This is a genomic window from Neobittarella massiliensis (ex Bilen et al. 2018), assembly GCF_900289145.1.
Taxonomy (GTDB): Bacteria; Bacillota; Clostridia; order Oscillospirales; family Ruminococcaceae; genus Neobittarella; species Neobittarella massiliensis.
On record NZ_OKQO01000003.1, the window covers coordinates 67902 to 89576 of the forward strand.

The following is a 21675-nucleotide window of genomic DNA, read 5'->3' on the forward strand; positions in this document are numbered from 1 at the left end:
ACCGATGCGGTCTGTGATGAGCAGGCCGCTTATTTTTTGGAAAGGAGGCGGACCCCCACATGGCCACCACCCGCATCATGCCGCTGCACGCTGGCAAGGGCCGCACGGTCGGCAAGGCGATCAGCGACATCATCGACTATGTAAAAAATCCAGAAAAGACCGACCACGGCAGGCTCATTACCAGCTACCAATGCGACAGCCGCGTGGCCGACGCGCAGTTCCTGCTGGATAAGCAGACCTATGCCGCCCGCACCGGCCGGATGCGCGGAGCAGACGATGTGATTGCGTACCACTTGCGGCAGTCCTTTGTGCCGGGCGAGATCACGCCGGAGGAAGCCAATCGGCTGGGCGTGGAGCTGGCCCGGCGTTTCACCAAGGGTAAGCACGCTTTCATCGTCTGTACCCACATCGACAAGGCTCACGTCCACAACCATATTATATGGAACTCCACCACGTTGGAGTGTGACCGCAAGTTCCGCAACTTTTGGGGCAGCACCCGCGCTGTCCACCGCCTGAGCGACACCATCTGCATCGAGAATGGCTACTCCATTGTGGAGGCTCTCAAGCGGCGCGGCCAGAGCTACAACAAGTGGCTGGGTGATGCGGCGAAGCCCTCCCACAAGGAGCAGCTGCGCCAGGCCATTGACCGGGCGCTGGCACAGAAACCGGCCAGCCTGGAGGAGCTGCTGCGCCTGCTGAAACAGGACGGCTTTACCGTTCACCGGCGCGGCAAGACCATCTCCATCGGCGCGGAGGGCTGGGGCAACAACGTCCGCTTTGACCGGCTGGGGGACGGCTACACGCTGGACGATCTGCTGGCAGTCCTTTCCGGCCAGAAAGAGCATACGCCCCGCAAGCAGCCTGCCCCACAGGCCGCCCCGCCCAAGGTCAATCTGTTGGTGGACATCCAGGCAAAACTCCAGGCCGGAAAAGGTGCCGGGTACGCCCGCTGGGCCAAGGTGTTCAACCTCAAACAGATGGCGCAGACCCTCAACTATCTGTCCGAACACGGGCTGCTGGATTATGCCGATTTGGAAACCAAAACAGCAGAGGCGACGGCTCACTACAATGCGCTGTCCGATCAGATCAAGGCCGCCGAGAAGCGCATGGCCGAGATCGCCGTGTTGCGCACCCATATCGTCAACTACGCCAAGACCCGTGACACCTATGTGGCCTATCGCAAGGCCGGGTATTCAAAGAAATTCCGGCAGGAGCATGAGGAGGAAATCTTGCTGCACCAGGCCGCCAAGGAAGCCTTCAACGAGCTGAATGTGAAGAAGCTGCCCACCATCAAGGAGCTTCAGACCGAGTATGCCCAGCTGCTGGCGGATAAGAAAAAGGCTTACGGAGAGTACCGGCAGGCCCGCGCCGCCATGCGGGAGCTGCTGACGGTCAAGAACAATGTGGATCGGGTCCTGGCGATGGAGCAGACCGAACCGCAACAGAAAGAAAAAGACCACGGACAGCGGTGAGCTGGTCGCGGTCAAAAGCGTTCGCAAGAACGCGCAGCCACAGATTGAAAATCTGTGTTCAAAGGGGGCTTGGGGGACTTCCCACAACAAGCGCGTGGGGCTATCTGGATAGCCACAGGCATCGCTTGCCAGTCACTCCCGTCCTTATCTTGCAATATTACAAAGTCTGATTTTATGTGCGTTTTACTGTACTTATTAACTTTGTCCGTGACCATCGCTCATAGAACAAGGGTTTGTGCAGGGCCATGCGAATCCCGGCAAAGAATAGCCAGAACAAATACCCACCGATCAACAATCCATGCAGTACGAGTGATGCTAAGCTGTCCAGATGCAATACATCCATCAGAATGAATAGTAGCCGGTTCAAGCAATACGGCGCTCCGACCAGACCAGTTATCAGCAGGCCATACCGAAGAAAATATTGATACCAATGCGCTGTGTCGCTGTTCGCTTGCACGATTTTCATTCGTGTCAGCCGCTTACCTGGGGTCTGCCCGTGACAAAAAGCAGGAAGCAGCCCAAAGTATAGAAGAAATAGAACCGGCAGCCATTGAATGGAAAGGGTGATTCCAAACGGGACTACGAACACGGCCAGGATGCACGATGCAAAGGTCAGGCAAGCCATATCGGCCAGAAAGGCAAAAACACGCCGCGTAAAGGATATGGAAGCACCCCGTTGGAAGCTGACGGTATCCAACTCTTGCCGGGTGGGCAGCAGACGGCTCACCGGCCCGGCCAGAGCAAATCCAATCATGCTGCCCGCTGTGTTAACGATCAGGTCATCCACATCAAACAGGCGGTAGCTGCCCGGATAGACAAAATACAGACCGCTGAGCTGGGTCAGCTCGAAAAACAAAGATAATAAAAAGGACAGCCGCAATGTTTTACGCCAGTGATAACAAAAGTAGTATCTCAGATAGACGCCAAACGGCATCGTCATAAATAGATTGAAAATGGTTGTCCAGAAGGCGCTGCCTGTGAAAATGTGAAGCCAGCTGGCAGGCTGTCCAGGTTGGATTTCTGCTTGCTTGACTATATCGGCAAGAAAAGAAAACGGGATAAGCTGCGCCTTATGCCCATGCAGAGTGGCGGCCTTTTCCGGCGTAGGCAGCGGTAGAATGACAAGGCAGTAGACACAGAGAAGGTACAGAAGAAAGCTGTACACGATCAGAACCCGTAAACTGAGGACCGATCCATATTTATGATAACTCCATGCGATGTATGGCACCGTAAACAGGACGACGATCATCGGGTAAATGACCATCGCCTGCCGCAGTGCTTCAAGATATTGGCTCATCTGTTTTCCTTTCGGGGTTTTGTTCTATATTGCCGAGATTTATGAAATAAGTGGCTGGGTCGGCAGAGAGATTCTGACTTCCAACCCATGTGGGGTGCTGTCGGAAAAAGAAACGGTTCCGCGATGAGCTTTTACGATCTGCATCACCAGTTTTAAGCCAAGACCATGCTCGTTCTTTTCATCGCTGCCTTGGGTACTGGTAATGTCGTCTCCGCGATTTAATACTTTCAGACGTTCCGGCTCGATCCCTATGCCATCGTCAGAAACTATGCAAAGGCAATGTCCTTTTTCTTCTCCGACAGAAACGGAAATTCTGCACCCATGCGGATTGTGGGTGATGCTGTTGCGGATCAAATTATCCAGCATACGCCGCAGCAGTCCATCGTCCCCCAAAAGGTGGAGCGAGCGCCCTGGCTGCATCTCGGCAAATACGATTTCATACCGGCTGTCCAGACCACTATTCAGCACTTCACTGACAGCCTGGCGGCTGGTCTCTACCCAATCCATATCTTGGAAGTGAACGGGCTGGAGCGCATATTCCAGCTTGGTAGTCAGGTTCAAATCATCAATCAGCCGTTTCATCTTTTCGCTTTCCCGGCGAATGATCCCTGCCTGCTTTCTTGCGTCCGGCGGAAGGTTGCCGTCATCTTCCAGCTCGCTGGCATACCCCAGCACCATTGAAAGCGGTGTGCGGATGTCGTGGGATACACCACGAATCCACTCCGCTCTCGTGTTGTCCTTTTGCCTCATATAGTCTGCGGCCCGGTTCAACCCGGCGTTGATCTCGGCAAGCTCCCCCTGTTCCGCCAGATGCTCCGCTTTTCCGTGACTTAGATTCTGGATACCTTGCAGAATGGGTGTCATCGCTTTTTCCACATTCCTCGTATTTCGCAAAATCAGGAAAACGATCAAAAAAAGGTTGATAAAAAATACGGCGACTCCACCAGTGAGGAGAGCGCCCAAATAGGGCTGTTCCACAGCGTAGTAGAATTTCACCAGAGCTTCGGGAGGAAAGCCCACGACCATCAGCTTGCCATCTGGCCGCGTCCACACTTTGACGGGATAATCCTCCAGATACCAACGGCTGAAAGAGGCCACCTCTGCACTGGTATAGGAGCGCGGCAGATTCTCCGGCAGGTCCTGCTGCCAGATGACATCGCCCTCTTCGTTCAGCAGCATCGCCCAGGCATCGTGTTCTTCCAGCATAGAACGGGCAACATCATCGGCCCTCCACGTTCCATCCTGGCGGCTGACATGATCGGAAAATGTTTCAACAGAAAAAACGGCGTCCGAACCGCTCATGCTTCCAAGAATGAGGATGGCAAAGAACAGGACAATGTTGACGGCCAAAAATAAAACTACGATCCCGATGGTGGAAATGATATAACGGCGGAAAAACCGCTGCACTGCGTTCATGGCGACACCTCCTTGAGATTGAGGCGATAGCCAAGCCCTTTGACCGTGACAAGGGAAACCGGCTTTGACGGGTTTTCTTCGATTTTTTCCCGCAAATGCCGGATATGGGTGGAAAGGGTGCTTTCATACCCCTGCCAAAACTCTCCGCATATCGTTTCGCACAGGATACCTGTCGTGACGATCCGTCCCGCGTTTTGATACAGCTTTTCAAACAGCTGCATCTCTTTGGCGGTCAGTGTCTGTTTCTCACCATGTTTCCAAACTTCTGCATTGGTCATATCCACGGTGGCTCCGGCAAGTTCCACCGTTTTATTTTGCTCCGGGTAGGCGCGGCTGAGGATCGCACCGACCCTGAGCAACAATTCTTTGGGCAGGAACGGCTTGGCGAGATAGTCGTCTGCACCAATCTCTAACCCTTCAATGCGATCCTCCGCTTCACCACGAGCGGTCAGCATCAGGACGGGGACCCGGCTTGTGCGGCGTATCTCCTTCAAAACGGCAAAACCGTCCATGTCCGGCATCATCACATCCAGCACGATCAGGTTTGGCTGTTCGTCCCGCCATACCCGTAGCGCCTGCGCACCAGATGCGGCGGTCAAAAGGTTCGTATAGCCTGCCCGCTTGAAAATCGAGAACAGCATTTCCAATAGATTCTGGTCATCATCGACCAGCAAGATTTTATGATTTGTCATCAGATATTTTCACCACCTGTCTTTACTCACATTATACCGCAAAGAGGCGCGGATGCCTATTCTGCCAACCAAATCTCAGAGATAATTCAAGGTTGGCTCAGAGTTATCTCAAGGTTGGGATGGTATGATTCAATCATCACGACAAGGAGGTACTCGCACATGAGCGATTATGTGATTGAAACACGCGGCCTTACCAAACAATATGGGGCGCAAACCAGTGTGTCCGACCTTTCCATCCATGTGCGCCAGGGGCGCATTTATGGCTTGTTGGGCCGCAACGGCGCCGGAAAAACAACGACCATGCGGATGCTTCTGGGATTGACCGACCCTTCCTCTGGTACAGTCAGCCTGTTTGGCAAGCCGCTTCGCGGCAACGAGAAGAAGATTCTGCCGCGCATTGGGTCGCTGATTGAGTCGCCGGGGTTCTACCCCAATTTGACCGGGACAGAAAACCTGCGCATCTTTGCCGATCTGCGCGGACTGAAAAGCCCCAAGTATATCAAAAGCGCGCTGGAGGTCGTCAATCTGCCGTATCGGGATAAAAAGCTGTTCTCTCAGTATTCTCTCGGCATGAAACAGCGGTTGGCCATCGCATTGGCCATCATGCACAACCCGGAGCTTCTGATCCTGGACGAACCGATCAATGGCCTTGACCCCATCGGTATCGCAGAGGTGCGCGATTTCATCCGGGAACTGTGCGACGCCACCGGGAAAACCATCCTGATCTCCAGCCATATCCTGTCTGAGATCGCCCTGCTGGCGGATGATGTGGGGATCATTGACCACGGCGTACTGGTGGAAGAAGAAAGCCTGGAGGAGCTGGAAGCAAAGAATGGGAAATATTTCCGCTTTACGGTTTCCAATGCCGCAGCGGCCGGAAGGCTGCTGTACGAAAGGCTGGGCATTCACGATATGACTGTGGACAGCGCAAACGAGCTGACCGTCCGGGATCTGCACCTGGATACGGCGCAAGCCATCAGCCTGTTTGTGGGGGCCGGGCTGACGGTATCCGATGCGCACCTGTATGAAGATACCCTGGAAGATTACTTCAAGAAGGTCACAGGGGGTGAAGGCATTGCTTAAACTGTTGCGCTGTGAATTTTCCAAGCTGAAACGCAAGCCGCTATTCTTTGCAGCGGCGGCCATTTCTGCCCTGATTCCACTGTGCTGTGCGCTGTTTCTGCCGGAAATGCAGGACTTTGCCAGCGGCGCGGAAGCGGTAGACCGGCTGATGTCCACCCTGTTTCAGTTGAGCGCCTATCTGCTCCTGATGCCCGCCGTGGTGGTTTTGGCGTCCAACCTGCTCTTTGAAGAACAGGACAACGACACCTTAAAGAACCTGATGACCATTCCTGTGAGCAAACCTGCGCTGGCCCTGGCAAAGATGACGCTGCTGTTTTTGTTTTCCATTGCGTTTATGGCGATTGGCGGCTTGGTCAATCTGGGGATCGTGCTGGCATCCGGGCTGGAACCGGCCGGCTTTTGGAGACTGTTTTTTGTAGGCATCGGGCAAGGGATTCTGATGTGGGCCGGGGCGCTGCCCTGCGTTCTTTTGGTCGTGCTTTTGAACCGCAGCTATATTATCTCTGTGATCATCACCTTTTTCTACACGGTGATCAATTACATCTTGGGCACAAATGATTTTTTTATCACGCAGCCGTTTGGATTCAATCCGGGTACGCTGCTGCCCGGACCGCTGGCTTTCCGCTGGTTCTTCCAGTATCTGGACACATCCGGCGCACAGATGACGAAATTGATGGAGCGGATCAGTCCTTACTTTGTGACAACGCCCCAGGCGTTCCTGGTCGTAGTCCTGGAGTCGGCAGTGTTCCTGACATTGATCGCGCTGGTCTATAAGCGCCAGAGCTGTTAAGGAGGTGTGCGTGATGTGGAGTATTCTAAAAGGGGAATGGCGCAAGCTGCGGCGCTGCCAGATCCTGCTGGTTGGTATTGTGGCTTTGGCCCTCTGCCCCGTGGTGCAATATGGCAGCCAGTTGATCCTCAACCCGGAGATGCGGGACCCCAACTATAATTTTGTCACCCTGTTTTCCAATGTGGTTTGGGGAAATACGCAGATGTTCCTGCCACTCTCGCTGGTTATGATCGGCGGTTGGTTGATTGACCGGGAGAACACAAACGATACCATGAAAAATCTGTTGACCGTGCCGGTATCCTACCCCAAACTGTTGGGCGGGAAATTGATCGTCACGATGAGCTTATCCCTGCTTTTTGGGATTTACAGTGTAGCTGTCACCGTTTTGGCCGGATGGCTCGTCGGTCTCGGCGGGTTTTCCTCCACTGTGTTGCTCCAGCAGGGCACACAGGTAATTGCCGCTGCCTTTACCACGGGCCTTGTCTGTATGCCGATGATCCTGATCTTCGGCCAGATACGCGGGGCTTATCTGGGTGGCTCGCTGCTGACGTTCTTCCTGGGGTATTGCATCTTGTTCTTCAAGGGCGGCTTCCTGCTCTCCGCTTATCCGTTTTCGGCGGCGCTGATTCTCGCCGGTTTTGATATGCAGGAATATAACGGTGCCACGCAGGCTCCCAGCGTTTTACTGGCATTGGCAGGCATGGCGGCGGTGCTGGTTCTGACGATGGCGATTTTGCTGCTTTCCCACCCCAGCCAAAAAGCAGGCAACAGCAAACGAAAAAAGGTCAAAAAGGGACGCGGCAGACGCCGCGCCAGATGAAAGGAGCGAGTTCATGCGAAAATTAAACGATACAAGTAAAATCTGTACCTTTCTCTGTATAGTCCTTTGTGTTGGCAGTTTGTCTGGATGCGGGGCAGCTATGCAGTTTTTGGCCGACGGCACGGATGCCGTGTTGAACGGCTTGGCAGATGGCACGAATATTGTGATGAATGGCCTGGCGGATGGAACAGAGCAGATCCTTAGTGATTTATCTGAAGCTGACGACGGCCAGGCAAAGGACAGCATTTTGAAAGCCTTTGGTGAACTTGTTGGCGATGCGGGAACAGCGGCCTTGACGCCTCAGAGCAAATTGCAGGGTCACAAAGAAAACGGAGCTGACGATTACACGGGAGCCTATGAAGCAACATATTCCGAGTTTACGGGCACAGAAATTTTATTTGGTGGGACTACGCTGGAGCGAGGAGCGGGAAGTACGATCCACATCACCTGTTCACTTTCTCTCGAAAGCGGCGAAGCAGCAGTTTTTCTTCGCTCAGGGGCAGATGATCCAGTCATTCTTCTCTCGGAAAGCGGTGAGTACGATGGCACGGTAGAAGTAGATGGCACAAGCACTTATATCGGTGTGTGGGGCGACCAGACAGACGGAACCGTATCCATCGAAATTGAGTAAGGAGTACACGTTATGAGCGCAAAGAAAAAACAATCATTATTGCTGTTATAGCTGTCCTGGTAGTAGCATGTATCGTTGTTGCTTTTCTTGCCACGCAGAAAAGCGCCGATTACTACACGCAAATTGACAACGACTGTGTGACCGAGATCGCACCACACGGAGCGATGAATGATCGCTACACATTAAGCGCCTACGATGAAACCGGGGCCGAAAAAGAACTGAGCTTTGAAACGAGTCGGATTCTCACTGACGATGCCTACTTATGCCTGAAGGTGGCCCCATTCCGTGGTGTCGTTACCTGGGCAGAAGTGCAATTTGATGAAATGCCCGCCGCCGTGCAGGAACAATACGATGGTAATTCGTAAACTGGAGCCTGTATAGGCGCTATTTCAAACGGAAAGGCAGGTGCAGCATGAAAAGAATAAGAAAGTTCCTAATTCGTTCCTTCGCGCTGGCGATGCTTGCTATGCTCGTTGTTGGCGGTGTTTTGGGCGGATTTGGTTATAAAATGTACCGTGATGCACTTGCCGAGCAACCTCTTGAGGAAAAAGTTGCTGAGATTCGAGCTGATCCCGATTATACGACCCTTGCTGAAATCCCAGAGATTTATTTGGACGTCGTTGTGGCAGTGGAAGATCACCGTTTTGAACAGCATTTTGGAATTGACCTGATTGCCATAGGCCGAGCTGCCTGGAACAATCTGACCTCTTGGAGTCTGCGTGAAGGCGGCAGCACCATAACACAGCAACTTGCCAAAAATCTGTATTTTACGCAGGAAAAAAGTTTTGTCCGCAAGATCGCTGAGATGTTTATGGCATTCCGCTTGGAAAACACCTATACAAAAGATGAGATTTTAGAGCTGTATGTCAATTCTATCTATTTTGGAGATGGCTACTACTGTATTTACGATGCAAGCCAAGGATATTTTGGGAAAGCCCCCATTGATATGACTGATTATGAATGTACTCTCTTAGCGGGGATTCCCAATGCGCCCTCAGTTTATTCGCTAACATCCAACCCAGAGCTGGCAGAACAGCGTCAAGAGTATGTCGTACAGAGAATGGTTCAATACGGCTACATAAGCGAGGATGAGGCACAAAGCATTTTGCAAGACCAATCATAACTGATAGATATATGTGATCTATCTGCCGGGCGACGGCAAAAGAAAAAAAGCCGTCGTTCAGCAGGCAATCACCATGCCTAATCACACTTACGGCGGCTTTGACAAAATCAAGGCCGCCGTTCTTTATGTCCTCATACGGATGACGACCCTGTGCTGAATATGACGGCGGCTTTAGGAGGGAGCCGCCGTGAAGCACAGAGGGTTTCGACATAATTCGGCAGGAATTTGCCTGCCAAAAAAAGCCTGGCCGTCAACCGGCCCCCATCTGCTTATGAACAGGCACTATCGTGGCTGGTTCATAAGACCTATAAGACGCATATAGAAAGCGCCAGCCACCGTACATCGGAAGCTGGCGCTTTTCCTTGTCGTTTTTTCGGGAATTTCCCCGAACGGTGTCGCCCGCCGCCTTCGTTTCGGTTCACCTGTCAACCAGTGAATTGAAACGGAGGTACATCATGCAGAAGATCAACCTTCGGGACCTGTATCCCGATACATATAAAACCGATGTCTTTGTGGACGTAGCCGAGGAAGTCCTGGCCGCGATCCGGGGCCACCAGCAGGACGATGCCGCCTATGAGCGCCGGAAGTTCCGGCACAAGGCCCATTACTCTCTGAACCGGGAGGATGGCATTGAAAACGATGCCCTCAACCGTCCGCTCACCCCGGAGGAAATTCTGGAGCAGAAGCAACTGCGGGAAGAAGTGTATACTGCGCTGATGAAGCTGCCCGCCATCCAGGCCCGGCGTATCTACGCCCGGTTTTACCTGGGCATGACGGTGGCCGAGATCGCCCAGATCGAGGGCACCGACCGCCGCCGCGTGTGGGACAGCATCCGGCGCGGGCTGAAGAAGCTGGCGCGTCTGCTGGACGTGGCCCGATAATCTGACCGCCGCACAGCGGCAAAAAAAGAGCCGGTGGGGGCAATTTGTCTCCATCGGCTTTTACTAAGGCCGCGCGTGAACGGATGGACGCCATATTGCCCCGCATGATGGAGGCGGCAGGCGTCACCGAGGAATTGAAAGCCCGCGACCCTATGCGCTGGGTAGGGCTAATGAACACGCTGAAAGCACAGGCGGAGGAAGTTTTATTTCAAGAACTAATCTACATATAAATTTAGTGATATAGCAGAAGTCGGGAGCAAAATACTGTAAGGTGTATTTCCCCGGCTTTTGCTTTTATGTTCTTAGAGTTGTTTGAATGACACCATGTAAACGGCAAAGAGAAAAAAAGTCTTATCGGAACAAAAAAGGCCGATTGGAGCGGAAAAGACTTTTCGGGTCTGCTATGATGGTTACTGTAAGCGCCGAAGGGCGCTTTCAAAAAGCCTATGGGTTAGCACAACCTAACTAAAAGGAGGAATTTACGATGTCTGATGTGATTACGGACAAAAAACTGAAAGGAAAAGACCTCATTACCATCGGTATCTTTTCCGCAATCTACTTTGTCATCAACTTTGCCTTCATGCTTCTGGGAGGCATTCACCCTGTTCTTTGGATGCTTATGCCTGGCTTCATTGCTGTGTTTGCAGGCATTCCCTTTATGCTGATGGTCGCAAAGGTTCAAAAACTGGGTGCAGTTTTCCTGATGGGGCTTATCACTGCTCTTATCTATTTTGTCACTGGACAATTTACCCTTGTAATCCTGATCTCGATGGCTTCTACCTGTATTTTGGCCGAAGTTGTTCGAGCGGTGACTAAGTATAACAGCTTCAAGGGGAATTCGATTGCCTATGTGATTTTTTCGCTGGGGATGGTTGGTTCTCCCCTTCCCATCTGGTTGTTTAAGGCCGATTTCCTAGCACAGATTACAGAACAGGGAATGCCCGCTGATTATGTTGCGGCAGTTGAAGCTCTGTCGTCCAATGCAATGTTAATCGTTCTGTTTGTTGCTCCAATCATCGGCGGTATCATCGGAGCATTTATTGCCAGAGGTCTGTTCAAAAAGCACTTTGTAAAGGCAGGAATTGTGTGATGAATGGGGCGGGCAAAAAACATACATTAAGGTTCGATCCACGGACGGAATTGCTTTTGTTGGTGCTGGCAAATATTGTGGCCTTTACCCAGCACTCCGTATGGGTTGAAATTACATGGGTTGTTTTTCTGCTCCTGCTGATCGTTGCCTGCGGGTGCCAAAAATCCGCAGGCAAACTGGCAATCGCATTTGGGGTTTGTCTGGCGCTGCAATACTATGTATTCCCAAACGGGCCAAAAATTTTAGCCAGCAGCTTCACGATCATTGTATCTTATGCAAGAAAGATTTTCCCTTGTTTGATTGTCGGTACGATGGTTTTACAGAAAACGCCCGTCCGGGAATTGATGGTTGCACTTCGGAAATGGCATATCCCGCAGGGACTGATTATTCCTTTGTCTGTAACCGTCAGGTATTTTCCGGCCTTGAAAGAAGAAACCGGCTATATCCGGGATGCCATGAAGCTCCGTAATATTCATGGGGTACAAAAAATTGAGTGCTTGTTGGTGCCGACCATGATTTCTGCAACAACGACAGCGGAAGAATTGTCCGCAGCCGCTGTTACGCGGGGCATTGAAAATCCTGCGCCAAAGACAAGCATGATTGAAATGAAGTTCGGCGTGCAGGACTTTTTATGTCTGGCGGCAGGTGTGGTTTTCTGTGTGATTTCAATTACAGTGGGATAAGGAGGTGTTCCATGTGATCCAAATTCAGGATGTATCGTTTGAATATGAGAAAGAGCAGGGAACGCTTTCCCATATTGACCTAAATATTAAGCAGGGAGAATGTGTTGTCCTTACAGGGGAGTCGGGCTGTGGCAAAACAACAGTGACAAAACTGATTAACGGCTTAATCCCTCATTTTGTCGAGGGCGGCACTTTATCCGGTACAACGATTGTGAACGGTATGGAAGTGCCGAAAACAGAAATGTACCGTCTGGCAGAACAGGTTGGCTCTGTGTTCCAAAATCCGAAATCTCAGTTTTTCAATATTGACTCGGACAGCGAAATTACTTTTGGTCTGGAAAATGCAGGCGTCGAACCAAAGAAAATCAAAGAGCGCTATGAGGCCACTGTTTCCGCCCTGAAAATTCAATCGCTTTTGGGAAGAAACATTTTTTCCATGTCTGGCGGGGAAAAACAAAGTCTTGCGTTTGCCTCTGTATATGCCATGAACCCGTCCGTTTTTGTGCTGGACGAGCCGACAGCAAATCTGGATGCCGACGCGATTGACACTTTACGCCAGCAGATTATCCAGATCAAAGAAGAAGGACGGACGGTTGTTATTGCCGAACACCGTCTATATTTTCTGATGGACCTGATCGACCGGGCGATCTTCATTCAAAAAGGAAAAATTGTTCAGGCTTTTTCAAGAGATGAGTTTCGCAATCTTTCGGATGAGCAGCGTATCAGGATGGGGCTTAGAAGTCTTGTCCATCCTGTGCTGGAGCTGCCTCCCGCCGATCCGCCAGGAGCGCAGGAAGGCTTATCCGTAGAAAATCTTTCCTGTGCCTTTGATAAGCAGCCGGTATTCAGCGGCCTTGGCTTTTCTGCAAAACGGGGCGAAGTGTTGGGGATTGTCGGTCATAACGGCGCGGGAAAAACGACGATGACGCGCTGCCTGTGCGGGCTTTTGAAAGAAGTGAATGGAACAGTCCGGCTGGACGGGCAAACACTGAAAGCAAAACAGCGTAATAAGGCCAGCTTTTGTGTTATGCAGGATGTGAACCATCAGCTTTTTTCAGACAGCGTATGGAACGAATGTGAACTGGCGCAGCCAGATTGTCCGCCGGAGCGGATTGAAGAAATTCTCAGGTCTTTTGATTTGCTGGATTTCAAAGACCGTCATCCGATGGCCCTGTCAGGAGGCCAGAAGCAGCGCCTTGCGGTGGCAACCGCTATTCTCTCCGACAAGGATGTGCTTGTCTTTGACGAGCCTACCAGTGGGCTGGACTATCATCGTATGCTGGAAGTGAGCAACATGATCCGCAAGTTGAATGATGAAAATAAAGTTATCATCATTGTTTCCCATGATTTTGAGTTTTTGGGCCGGACTTGTGATAAAATATTTGATATGGAGGGATGCTCCAAAGAAAGGAGGTAGCGTCTATGCCGGAACTGTTCCGGGAAATGTACTACGGCCCCAATGTTCAAAACCTGGTCGAGTCCGATGATTGCAAGGTCATGCGTTTAAGCGATAATTCTGGTGAAGGCATGATGACGCTCTATCATGTCTTTCCCGGTGTATTTCTCATGTATAATGATTTTCACATGAAGGAGTGCATTTCGGGTTTCCAGACAGATATGGACCTGCTTTGTATCGACCACTGCCGGGAAGGGCGCATTGAGCAGGAAGTCGGCCAAAATGCCTTTAGCTATTTAGAGGCTGGCGATCTTCGGGTGGATCGCCGCATCCATCATTCCGGCAAGGTGGAATTTCCACTTTCTCACTATCACGGTATTTCCATTGGCTTTCAGATGGAGACTGCGGCAAAGGAAATCCCGGCCTCTATGAAAGACTTTTCTGTGGATCTTTATGAATTGCAAAAAAAGTATTGCAGCGACCGTACACCCTATGTCATTCCAGGAGAACCGGCCATTGAGCATATTTTTTCCGAACTCTACAATGTCCCGGTCAAAATCAAAAAGGACTATTTCAAGATCAAAGTGTTGGAGCTGCTGCTGTATCTGGACGCACTGGAACTTTCGGGCCATACAGAAGAACGCCCCTATTTTTATAAAGGCCAGGTTGAGAAAATCAAAGCGATCCAGGCACTTCTGACGCAGGATTTGACCAAAAACTATACTTTGGAAGAACTCTCCGCGCGGTTTGATATTGCCCTGACCCCTATGAAAAACTGTTTCAAATCGGTATATGGCAGCCCGATTTTTACATACATGAGAAACTATCGAATGAACTATGCTGCCTCTTTACTGAAATCAGATAAGTCGCTGAAAGTGGCGGAGATTGCGGGACTTGTGGGATATGACAGCCCCAGCAAATTCGCGTCCGCATTTCATCAGACAATGGGAAAAACGCCGTTGGAATATCGAAAATCAATTATCTGATTGGAATAAAAAAGGCCGTGTGGAGCGGAAAGAAAAATTGAATTGTGATAGCATTAAGGATGGTTAGCAAAGATTAACCATCCTTATTTCTTTGCTGGCTAAATTGATCGAGAGAGGTGAATTGATATGAAGCAGCAAAAAGAGCATTGGGTCAAAACGCTTTTCTCTTTTGCAGGTCCCTGCAAAGGGAAAATGACCCTCTCGGTTTTGTGTGCCATTTTAAGTGTTGCCGGAGGCTTTGTTCCGTTTTGGGCGGTGTATGAAATCCTGCTCCTGTTCATTAACCGGACCGCTACTTTGAACAACATCCTGCTCTGGTGTCTGGTAGGAGTAGGCGGATACCTGATCCGTGTCATCTGCTTTGGCATTTCCACAATTTTGGCACATATCTCCGCTTACACGATACTGGAAGGCATTCGCCTGAAAATCGCAAACCGTCTGATGAGGGCGCCCCTTGGCGAAGTAATGGGACGAAGGATCGGTTACTTGAAGAATATTATCATGGACAAGGTGGAGGATTTGGAGCCGCCTTTGGCTCACATGATCCCGGAGCTGACATCGAACCTGCTCCTTCCGGTTGCTATTTTTATCTGGTTGCTGGCGATTGACTGGCGTTTGGGCCTTGCAGTTCTGATTGCTCCGGTTCTGGCTATGATCCCCATGTTCTTTCTCATGCGGAACTATAACAGCCAGTACGCAGCTTATATGGAGGCAAACAATCATGTAAACAATGTCATTATTGAGTATGTGGAAGGCATTGAGGTTGTTAAGGCGTTCAATCAAAGCACCAGTTCCTATGAGAAGTTCGTGGGAGCGGTAAAGTCCTTTAAGGACTTTACCCTGGCATGGTTCAAGAGTACCTGGAAAACAATGAACCTGATGATGGCGATCATGCCCACCACCCTGTTGGGGGTACTTCCCATTGGTTTGCTGTTGACGCAGAGCGGGAGTATCACGCCTGCTGAATTGGCGATGGGAATTATTCTCTCGCTGAGTATTGTCGGCCCGCTGATGAAGGCTACTACTTTTATCAACGAGGCAAAGTCAATGGAATATGCAGTAGAAGCCGCAAATGAACTTCTGAACCTGCCCGTATTGCCAGACTCTGGCAAAATTGTTCCGATCAGGCACACAGATATTGTTTTACAGGATGTATCTTTCTCCTATGATGGCACCGGGCAAAACGAAGTGCTGCATGACATCAGCCTGAAAATGCCGCAGGGAAGTTTTACAGCCCTGGTTGGGCCATCCGGTGGCGGCAAGTCCACCGTTGCCCGGCTGATTGCCCGATTTTGGGATGTGACCGGCGGCAGCATCTCCATCGACGGCACGAATATCAAGGAACTTTCCATCCGGCAGCTTTCCGAATTGGTCAGTTTCGTGACACAGGACAATTTCCTGTTTAACTGCTCTCTCAAAGAGAACATCCGCCTGGGTAATCCAAATGCTACGGATGAGGAAGTATATGCCGCCGCAAAAGCGGCCTGCTGTGATGATTTCATTGTTCGACTGGAAAAAGGATATGATACCCCGGCCGGTGATGCTGGCAAGCGGCTCTCCGGCGGAGAAAAGCAACGAATTGCTATTGCGAGAGCAATCCTGAAAAATGCGCCTATTGTGATTTTGGACGAGGCAACTGCCTTCACTGACCCGCAGAATGAAGATAAAATCCAGAAATCCATCATGGCCCTTTCCAAAGGAAAGACCCTGCTGGTGATTGCACACCGTCTGTCTACCATTCAAAACGCAGATCAGATTGTCGTTTTGAAGAAAGGACAGATTGTTGATTGCGGAAAGCAGGAGGAACTCCTGGAACGCTGCCCGCTTTATGCGGATATGTGGCAGGCTCATATTGGTGCAAAGAACTGGTCTGTGGGCGAGAAAAAGGAGGTGGCTGTCAATGTTTAAGTCAATGAAACGCATTATCCGGTGGGCTGGTAAATATAAAGGCCGCCTCTATCTTGGTTCTGTGTGTTCCTTTTTCAGCAGTTTGTCTACTGCTATTCCTACAATGGCAGCCGCGTTCGCACTGGATAAAGCGATCCAGGCATACTGGACGAATACTGCGATTGATACTGTTTTAATCTGGCAAATGCTGGGGATCATTATTGGCTCGATTGCATTGAACTTCCTGCTTTCTTATCTCCGGGCAGTATTGCAGGAGAGCATTGGATATGAAGTGGCCGCCGGGCAGCGTATTCATCTGGGCGATGTACTGAAACGGGTTCCCCTTGGGTACTTTTCACAGAACAGTGTCGGTGACATTCTGGCAGGCGTTACCACGGAATTGTCTACTTTGGAATTACAGGGTATGAAAATGGTGGATGTCATCATCAATGGATACGCAAAGTTTATTGCCATCGTTTTATGCCTGATCTTCTTCAGCCCCGTTGCTGCGGTTATTTCCATTGTTGGCGTTGCTCTTTCAGCGCTGGCTTTGCAAGGGATCAGCAGACACAGTGAAAAAAACGCTGCAACAACCCATAAAGCAATGGAAGATATGTCCGGCGCAGCGATTGAATACATCCGAGGGCTTTCCATTGTGAAGTCTTTTGGACAGGAAGGGGCCTCTATTGAGAACTTTCGTAATGCCAGTAAAGACCTGAAAGATATTCATATCAAGGTGGAAAAAGGCTTTACTCCCTTTAACTGTCTGCATTTGTTTGCCTTAAAACTGGCTTCGATGGGAATTGTCTTTATTTGTGCATGGCAGGCGTTGCAGGGACAAATGAGTATGGCATTCTTCCTGATGTTTGTTCTGTTCTCTTTTGTGATGTTTGGCAGCGTGGAGAATATCAATGACGCGGCCCATATGCTCGGAGTTGTGGACTCTGCCATGAATAAGCTGGAAGCGTTGGAGAATGTAAACTATATCGACCGGGACGGCACCGACATAAAACCGACATCCTATGATATTGAGTTTAGGGATGTTTCTTTCGGATATGACAGCCGGATTGTTTTGCATGACCTGAACTTCAAAATTCCGCAAAATAGCACAACGGCCATCGTGGGGCCATCTGGCAGTGGAAAATCTACGCTGTGTAACCTGATTGCCCGTTTTTACGATGTTAACAGCGGAATGATTACCATTGGTGGAACGGATATTCGCAGATTTACCTGCGATAGTCTACTCAAAAATATCAGCATGGTTTTTCAGAATGTCTACCTGTTCCGGGATACCATTAAGAATAACATTAAATTCGGCAGCCCGGACGCTACGGATGAACAGATTATCGCCGCCGCAAAAGCGGCCCGCTGCCATGACTTCATAATGGCTTTGCCAGACGGATATGACACGGTGATTGGTGAAGGGGGTTCTTCTCTTTCCGGCGGTGAAAAGCAAAGAATTTCTATCGCCAGGGCAATGCTCAAGGATGCTCCCATTGTTATCTTGGATGAGGCAACAGCAAGCATTGACCCTGAGAATGAGCATTTGATCCAGGAAGCTATTTCTGCCCTGACACATGGCAAAACCATTATTACGATTGCCCATCGCCTGGCTACGATTGAGAACGCCGACCAAATCCTTGTGATTGATGGCGGAACTGTGGCTCAGAGAGGTACGCATAAGGAACTGTTGCAACAGGAAGGTACTTACAAGAAGTTTATCCAAATCCGCGAACAAGCCGAGGGCTGGCGGATACAGTAAGGGAGGTCTTAATGAAACTTCATGCGTCCGGGGAGGACTACCTGGAAACCATCCTTGTTCTCCAAAAGAAACTCGGTATGGTACGCTCCGTAGATGTGGCCCGGCACATGGAGGTGTCAAAGCCCAGCGTGTGCCATGCAGTGGCTACCTTGCGGGACGGCGGCTTTCTTACAATGGACGAAGATCACTTTCTCCATCTGACCGACGTGGGCTGCGAGGTGGCTGAAAAAATCTATGAGCGCCATTGCTTCTTTACCGAGCAGCTTATCGCCGCAGGCGTTGACCCCAAGACTGCGGAGGCCGACGCCTGCCGGATTGAACACATCATCAGCGATGAGAGCTTTTCGCGGCTGAAAGAGGCAGCCGCACAAGAGCAAGAATAAACCGAATAAGCCAAGCTATCCTGCCCCGCTAAACGGGGAAAGAAAAAAACCGTTGCAGGGCAGGCAGCTTCGTGCGCCCATAATGGACTTTCAGGGTACTGCGGCGGTTTTGAGTAACATCAAGGCCGCCGTTCCTTATGCCCTCGACAAAGGAGTGACGCCTATACGCTGACACGGCGGCTTTAGGAGGGAGCCGCCGTGAAGCAAAGACAGCTTCGACATAATCCGGCAGGAATTTACCTGCCAAAAAAAGTCTGACCGTTAATCGGCCTCCATCTGCTTATGAACAGGCACTATCGTGGCTGGTCCATAAGCGTCATAAGTCCTCTTTTAGCAGCGCCAGCCGCCGTTCTTCGGATGCTGGCGCTTTTGCTTGTCGTTTTTTCGGGAATTTCCCCGAACGGTGTCGCCCACCGCCTTCATTTCGCTTCACCCGTCAACCCGTGAATCGAAATGGAGGTACATAATGCAGAAGATCAATCTTCGGGAGCTGTATCCCGATGTGTATAAAACCGATGTCTTTGTGGATGTGGCCGAGGAAGTGCTGGCCGCGATCCGGGGCCAGGAACAGGACGATGCCGCCTACGAACGCCGGAAGTTCCGGCATAAGGCTCATTATTCTTTGAACCGGGGGGATGGCATTGAAAACAATGCCCTCAACCGGCCGCTCACCCCGGAGGAAATCCTGGAACAGAAGCAGCTGCGGGAGGAAGTGTACGCCGCGCTGATGCAGCTGACCGCCATCCAGGCCCGGCGTATCTACGCCCGGTTTTACCTGGACATGACGGTTGCCGAGATCGCCCGGATCGAGGGTGCTGACCGCCGCCGCGTGTGGGAGAGCATCCGGCGCGGGCTGAAGAAACTGGCACGTTTGTTGGATACGGCCCGATAATCTGACCGCTATTTAATCAACTCCCAATTCCCTTTTGTGTTCCCGGAGACTAAAATCCAGAAACCGATGTAGAAATATTCATCTGGGGCATATGATTCCCCCACCTCAAGTCTTGAAAGTCAATTCCTTGCGAGTTTTCTCTCTTGGTTTCGTCATAGCTGGTCGCTCCTTTCTGCCCGTAGGCATGGAAAAAGGGCAGTCGATTTTCTCGGCTGCCCTTGTGGGGAAACAAAGTTATTCTTCTGCGTTTGAATCAAGTGTTCCTGCACCGTCATCGGTATATAGGTCGGCAGGGATTGAACTAACAGCAAGTTGTTCTTCTGGCGACAAGGAATTATACCATTCAAGCCATTCAAGAGTTTCTTCGGTCAAGTCAGATTTGCTAAATGACTGTCCATTAAATTCAATGGTTCCATTAGAACCTATATCCCCAGAAATAGGGGTCAATGCCTTTAATAAATCTTCGCCTGTAACACCTAACTGAGCACCATCACTTGCAAATGGAATGTGCAACAAATATTCTCCGTCTACTTCATAAACATAAATATAGATGCCAGAACCAATATCTTGTGTATTGCCCAAAAGGGAAAGGACTTCTTCTCTTGTCATAGCTGGCTCTAATTCTCTTATCTGTTCAGATGTTACTTGTGTCGGCACGTCAATCTGCTCTTCGTTACCTGGCAATAGGTTAAGGATTTCTTCGGTTAATGGACTACTTTCTCCAGCATCGATGGTTTTTACTGCTTCTTTTATTTCTTTGTGGGAGTAGTCGCCCAAATCTTCAACAGGAATACCGAGGGAATTCAGATAATCGACTGCCGCATTATATTGAATTGTATCAATAGCAAATGCGGTTAATGGTACCATCAAGCACAAACAAGCCGCAATAGCTCCCCACTTTACCCAGCCGGGCTTCTTTGCTTTGTGATATGCCCTTGCCTCGTTGATATGATTCTCATTGATGTCACCGAGGACTTCATACAGTTTTTCATTCGTCATAGTTCAAAGCCCCTTTCTAAAAGGTAGTTGTGTAGTTTTAGGCGGATGCGGTTAAGGGTCATTGATACTGCTCCATCATTCATATTGTGTCGGACAGCAATTTCTGAAATGCTATCTGTGTACCAGTATCGGCTGATAAAAATGCTTCTTTTCTTTGGTGATAGACGATCCAAAAATGTATCAATGGCTTTCGTGAGTTCCTTTTGGTCAAATGCCTGCTCAACATCATCCTTGCCAGACACCAGGTCAGAAAGTTCCTCCAGAACCACAGGCAATTCTCCGCTACCTCGTTTGTCGGCGCTATTGTGTTTATACCTGTTAAACGACAGGTTTCTTGTAATTTTTCCAAGGAATGTGGACAGAATGCTTGGCCTGTGAGGCGGCATGGCGTTCCATGCGTTTAAGTAGGTATCGTTGACACATTCTTCAGCATCTTCCTGATTGCCCAGTATATTCTTAGCAATCGAGGTACAGTAGTTCCCGTATTTGTCAGATGTGGCATGGATGGCCTGCTCGTTTCTATCCCAGTATAATTGGACTATCTGTGCATCATCCATCGGTTTTCACCTCGCTTCCTTATTTACCTTTTCACCTATATACACAACTTTTGAACTCAAATCTCACACATTTTTTCAAACTTTTTTCTATCCAATAATACCATATTGTTATCACTGCAGTATATAGCAATAGGACTACCATCCAGTTATGAACGATAGTCCTACTGCTGGTTGCCTTTTAAACTACCAGCGGGAACTCTCCCTTGGTGTTGATGTCCATAGGACGGACTTTGATTTTATCGTAGTTCTCTGCGTAATCATAACTGTCCGCTATGGTTCGCTTAAGTAGCAATTCTTTGTCTGCAAGGGGAAGTCCCTTATGTTGCCATAGCCAGATAAACAATGCCATGTATTGGTTAAGATCAATCTTCGGGAGCTGTATCCCGATGTGTATAAAACCGATGTCTTTGTGGATGTGGCCGAGGAAGTGCTGGCCGCGATCCGGGGCCAGGAACAGGACGATGCCGCCTACGAACGCCGGAAGTTCCGGCATAAGGCTCATTATTCTTTGAACCGGGGGGATGGCATTGAAAACGATGCCCTCAACCGGCCGCTCACCCCGGAGGAAATCCTGGAGCAGAAGCAGCTGCGGGAGGAAGTGTACGCCGCGCTGATGCAGTTGACCGCCATCCAGGCCCGGCGTATCTACGCCCGGTTTTACCTGGGCATGACGGTGGCCGAGATTGCCCGGATCGAGGGTGCTGACCGCCGCCGCGTGTGGGAGAGCATCCGGCGCGGGCTGAAGAAGCTGGCGCGTCGCTGGACACAGCCCGATAACCTGACCGCCGCATAGCGGCAAAAGAAAGCCGGTGGGGGTTTTTATTCCTCCACCGGC

General features: G+C 50.3%; 22 protein-coding genes and 1 pseudogene. 18 read left to right on the plus strand and 5 right to left on the minus strand.

The window, feature by feature from the left end; genetic code table 11:
* Window positions 1–59: 59 nt before the first annotated feature.
* Entirely contained in the window at window positions 60–1472 is a 1413-nt protein-coding gene (locus C6Y32_RS04815; protein ID WP_105204211.1) for a relaxase/mobilization nuclease domain-containing protein, read from the plus strand.
* A 172-nt stretch (window positions 1473–1644) separates the two neighbouring features.
* Here the strand turns inward: C6Y32_RS04815 and C6Y32_RS04820 are convergent, their stop codons facing one another.
* Genes C6Y32_RS04820 through C6Y32_RS04830 form a run of 3 tightly spaced genes read right to left on the minus strand, consistent with a single transcriptional unit; the run spans window position 1645 to window position 4877 of the window.
* Complete coding sequence (locus C6Y32_RS04820; RefSeq protein ID WP_105204213.1) at window positions 1645–2769, minus strand: VanZ family protein; 1125 nt, start codon at window positions 2767–2769, stop codon at window positions 1645–1647.
* A gap of 39 nt (window positions 2770–2808) precedes the next feature.
* Window positions 2809–4185: a sensor histidine kinase gene (locus C6Y32_RS04825; protein ID WP_105204215.1), complete on the minus strand. Its 1377-nt coding sequence runs from the start codon at window positions 4183–4185 to the stop codon at window positions 2809–2811.
* The gene (locus C6Y32_RS04830) at window positions 4182–4877 is read right to left on the minus strand and encodes a response regulator transcription factor (RefSeq protein ID WP_105204217.1); all 696 of its coding nucleotides are present in this window, start codon (window positions 4875–4877) and stop codon (window positions 4182–4184) included. The genes C6Y32_RS04825 and C6Y32_RS04830 overlap by 4 nt, the downstream gene beginning before the upstream one ends.
* Window positions 4878–5036: 159 nt before the next feature.
* Here C6Y32_RS04830 and C6Y32_RS04835 point away from each other — a divergent pair, with 159 nt between their 5' ends.
* The 16 genes and pseudogenes from C6Y32_RS04835 to C6Y32_RS04910 all read left to right on the plus strand — a co-directional run bounded on the left by C6Y32_RS04835 (window position 5037) and on the right by C6Y32_RS04910 (window position 19284).
* Entirely contained in the window at window positions 5037–5960 is a 924-nt protein-coding gene (locus C6Y32_RS04835) for an ABC transporter ATP-binding protein (protein WP_105204219.1), read from the plus strand.
* Window positions 5944–6750, plus strand: a complete 807-nt coding sequence (locus C6Y32_RS04840; RefSeq protein WP_242979448.1) for an ABC transporter permease — start codon at window positions 5944–5946, stop codon at window positions 6748–6750. Before C6Y32_RS04835 ends, C6Y32_RS04840 begins: the two co-directional genes overlap by 17 nt.
* Before the next feature lie 13 nt (window positions 6751–6763).
* On the plus strand, window positions 6764–7570 hold the full coding sequence (locus C6Y32_RS04845) for an ABC transporter permease (RefSeq protein WP_105204223.1): 807 nt from the start codon (window positions 6764–6766) through the stop codon (window positions 7568–7570).
* Between the two features lie 13 nt (window positions 7571–7583).
* Window positions 7584–8201, plus strand: a complete 618-nt coding sequence (locus C6Y32_RS04850) for a hypothetical protein (RefSeq protein ID WP_113998767.1) — start codon at window positions 7584–7586, stop codon at window positions 8199–8201.
* Between the two features lie 38 nt (window positions 8202–8239).
* Window positions 8240–8566 carry a YxeA family protein gene (locus C6Y32_RS04855; RefSeq protein ID WP_279386205.1) on the plus strand — a complete coding sequence of 109 codons (327 nt, stop codon included), beginning with the start codon at window positions 8240–8242 and terminating at the stop codon, window positions 8564–8566.
* Window positions 8567–8613: 47 nt separating this feature from the next.
* Window positions 8614–9324: a transglycosylase domain-containing protein gene (locus C6Y32_RS04860; protein WP_105204229.1), complete on the plus strand. Its 711-nt coding sequence runs from the start codon at window positions 8614–8616 to the stop codon at window positions 9322–9324.
* A 455-nt stretch (window positions 9325–9779) separates the two neighbouring features.
* A complete protein-coding gene (locus C6Y32_RS04865) occupies window positions 9780–10205 on the plus strand; it encodes an RNA polymerase sigma factor (RefSeq protein ID WP_105204231.1) in 426 nt (141 codons plus the stop codon).
* A 65-nt stretch (window positions 10206–10270) separates the two neighbouring features.
* Window positions 10271–10435, plus strand: a pseudogene (locus tag C6Y32_RS04870) (TnpV protein); the annotation flags it as partial.
* 254 nt (window positions 10436–10689) lie between these two features.
* Window positions 10690–11295, plus strand: coding sequence for an MptD family putative ECF transporter S component (locus tag C6Y32_RS04875; RefSeq protein WP_105204233.1), 606 nt, complete (start codon window positions 10690–10692; stop codon window positions 11293–11295).
* Window positions 11295–11978 (plus strand): energy-coupling factor transporter transmembrane component T, encoded by a 684-nt coding sequence (locus C6Y32_RS04880; protein WP_105204235.1) that lies wholly within the window; start codon window positions 11295–11297, stop codon window positions 11976–11978. The genes C6Y32_RS04875 and C6Y32_RS04880 overlap by 1 nt, the downstream gene beginning before the upstream one ends.
* Before the next feature lie 4 nt (window positions 11979–11982).
* Window positions 11983–13395: an ABC transporter ATP-binding protein gene (locus C6Y32_RS04885; RefSeq protein ID WP_105204237.1), complete on the plus strand. Its 1413-nt coding sequence runs from the start codon at window positions 11983–11985 to the stop codon at window positions 13393–13395.
* Window positions 13396–13400: 5 nt separating this feature from the next.
* The gene (locus C6Y32_RS04890; RefSeq protein WP_087235308.1) at window positions 13401–14360 is read left to right on the plus strand and encodes a helix-turn-helix domain-containing protein; all 960 of its coding nucleotides are present in this window, start codon (window positions 13401–13403) and stop codon (window positions 14358–14360) included.
* Window positions 14361–14486: 126 nt separating this feature from the next.
* On the plus strand, window positions 14487–16268 hold the full coding sequence (locus C6Y32_RS04895; RefSeq protein WP_087384159.1) for an ABC transporter ATP-binding protein: 1782 nt from the start codon (window positions 14487–14489) through the stop codon (window positions 16266–16268).
* On the plus strand, window positions 16261–18009 hold the full coding sequence (locus tag C6Y32_RS04900) for an ABC transporter ATP-binding protein (RefSeq protein ID WP_087270565.1): 1749 nt from the start codon (window positions 16261–16263) through the stop codon (window positions 18007–18009). The genes C6Y32_RS04895 and C6Y32_RS04900 overlap by 8 nt, the downstream gene beginning before the upstream one ends.
* Before the next feature lie 11 nt (window positions 18010–18020).
* The gene (locus C6Y32_RS04905) at window positions 18021–18392 is read left to right on the plus strand and encodes a metal-dependent transcriptional regulator (RefSeq protein ID WP_105204238.1); all 372 of its coding nucleotides are present in this window, start codon (window positions 18021–18023) and stop codon (window positions 18390–18392) included.
* 466 nt (window positions 18393–18858) lie between these two features.
* Entirely contained in the window at window positions 18859–19284 is a 426-nt protein-coding gene (locus tag C6Y32_RS04910; RefSeq protein ID WP_105204239.1) for an RNA polymerase sigma factor, read from the plus strand.
* A gap of 234 nt (window positions 19285–19518) precedes the next feature.
* Here C6Y32_RS04910 and C6Y32_RS04915 read toward each other — a convergent pair whose 3' ends face one another.
* Window positions 19519–20283: a hypothetical protein gene (locus C6Y32_RS04915; RefSeq protein ID WP_087399915.1), complete on the minus strand. Its 765-nt coding sequence runs from the start codon at window positions 20281–20283 to the stop codon at window positions 19519–19521.
* Window positions 20280–20840: an RNA polymerase sigma factor gene (locus C6Y32_RS04920; protein ID WP_105204240.1), complete on the minus strand. Its 561-nt coding sequence runs from the start codon at window positions 20838–20840 to the stop codon at window positions 20280–20282. The genes C6Y32_RS04915 and C6Y32_RS04920 overlap by 4 nt, the downstream gene beginning before the upstream one ends.
* 352 nt (window positions 20841–21192) lie before the next feature.
* On the opposite strand from C6Y32_RS04920, the gene C6Y32_RS04925 reads away from it, so the two are divergent.
* Complete coding sequence (locus tag C6Y32_RS04925; protein ID WP_105204241.1) at window positions 21193–21633, plus strand: RNA polymerase sigma factor; 441 nt, start codon at window positions 21193–21195, stop codon at window positions 21631–21633.
* The last annotated feature ends 42 nt before the right edge of the window (window positions 21634–21675 follow it).

What these genes read in the sequence shown, in the direction of transcription:
- C6Y32_RS04815 (WP_105204211.1), top strand. Translation starts at nt 60, where the DNA reads ATGGCCACCACCCGCATCATGCCGCTGCACGCTGGCAAGGGCCGCACG.
- C6Y32_RS04820 (WP_105204213.1), bottom strand. Translation starts at nt 2,769, where the DNA reads ATGAGCCAATATCTTGAAGCACTGCGGCAGGCGATGGTCATTTACCCG.
- C6Y32_RS04825 (WP_105204215.1), bottom strand. Translation starts at nt 4,185, where the DNA reads ATGAACGCAGTGCAGCGGTTTTTCCGCCGTTATATCATTTCCACCATC.
- C6Y32_RS04830 (WP_105204217.1), bottom strand. Translation starts at nt 4,877, where the DNA reads ATGACAAATCATAAAATCTTGCTGGTCGATGATGACCAGAATCTATTG.
- C6Y32_RS04835 (WP_105204219.1), top strand. Translation starts at nt 5,037, where the DNA reads ATGAGCGATTATGTGATTGAAACACGCGGCCTTACCAAACAATATGGG.
- C6Y32_RS04845 (WP_105204223.1), top strand. Translation starts at nt 6,764, where the DNA reads ATGTGGAGTATTCTAAAAGGGGAATGGCGCAAGCTGCGGCGCTGCCAG.
- C6Y32_RS04850 (WP_113998767.1), top strand. Translation starts at nt 7,584, where the DNA reads ATGCGAAAATTAAACGATACAAGTAAAATCTGTACCTTTCTCTGTATA.
- C6Y32_RS04860 (WP_105204229.1), top strand. Translation starts at nt 8,614, where the DNA reads ATGAAAAGAATAAGAAAGTTCCTAATTCGTTCCTTCGCGCTGGCGATG.
- C6Y32_RS04865 (WP_105204231.1), top strand. Translation starts at nt 9,780, where the DNA reads ATGCAGAAGATCAACCTTCGGGACCTGTATCCCGATACATATAAAACC.
- C6Y32_RS04875 (WP_105204233.1), top strand. Translation starts at nt 10,690, where the DNA reads ATGTCTGATGTGATTACGGACAAAAAACTGAAAGGAAAAGACCTCATT.
- C6Y32_RS04880 (WP_105204235.1), top strand. Translation starts at nt 11,295, where the DNA reads ATGAATGGGGCGGGCAAAAAACATACATTAAGGTTCGATCCACGGACG.
- C6Y32_RS04890 (WP_087235308.1), top strand. Translation starts at nt 13,401, where the DNA reads ATGCCGGAACTGTTCCGGGAAATGTACTACGGCCCCAATGTTCAAAAC.
- C6Y32_RS04895 (WP_087384159.1), top strand. Translation starts at nt 14,487, where the DNA reads ATGAAGCAGCAAAAAGAGCATTGGGTCAAAACGCTTTTCTCTTTTGCA.
- C6Y32_RS04900 (WP_087270565.1), top strand. Translation starts at nt 16,261, where the DNA reads ATGTTTAAGTCAATGAAACGCATTATCCGGTGGGCTGGTAAATATAAA.
- C6Y32_RS04905 (WP_105204238.1), top strand. Translation starts at nt 18,021, where the DNA reads ATGAAACTTCATGCGTCCGGGGAGGACTACCTGGAAACCATCCTTGTT.
- C6Y32_RS04910 (WP_105204239.1), top strand. Translation starts at nt 18,859, where the DNA reads ATGCAGAAGATCAATCTTCGGGAGCTGTATCCCGATGTGTATAAAACC.
- C6Y32_RS04915 (WP_087399915.1), bottom strand. Translation starts at nt 20,283, where the DNA reads ATGACGAATGAAAAACTGTATGAAGTCCTCGGTGACATCAATGAGAAT.
- C6Y32_RS04920 (WP_105204240.1), bottom strand. Translation starts at nt 20,840, where the DNA reads ATGGATGATGCACAGATAGTCCAATTATACTGGGATAGAAACGAGCAG.